This is a genomic window from Flavobacterium tructae, from assembly GCF_002217475.1.
GTDB lineage: Bacteria > Bacteroidota > Bacteroidia > Flavobacteriales > Flavobacteriaceae > Flavobacterium > Flavobacterium tructae.
Map to the genome: position 1 here is coordinate 1 of NZ_MUHH01000095.1, position 284 is coordinate 284.

The window sequence follows — 284 nt, forward strand, 5'->3', positions numbered from 1 at the left end:
AACATCTAAAAATCTAAGAAAGTCTAATAAATATTAGAATTGCTCTCTTCCTGCGAAGTGGAATGCACCTTCGATAGCTGCATTTTCGTCGCTGTCAGAACCGTGTACTGCGTTTTCTCCGATTGAAGTAGCGTATGCTTTACGGATAGTTCCTTCAGCAGCTTCAGCTGGATTTGTAGCTCCAATTAGAGTTCTGAAATCTTCTACTGCATTGTCTTTTTCTAAAATTGCAGCAACAATTGGTCCGCGAGACATGAATTCAACTAACTCTCCGTAGAAAGGTC

The 284-nt window shown here is 40.5% G+C and carries 1 protein-coding gene; it reads right to left on the reverse strand.

Going from position 1 to position 284, the window contains the following annotated elements:
- Window positions 1–33: 33 nt before the first annotated feature.
- On the reverse strand, window positions 34–284 hold a 251-nt coding region (locus B0A80_RS20615), incomplete at its 5' end, for a nucleoside-diphosphate kinase (protein ID WP_317048203.1).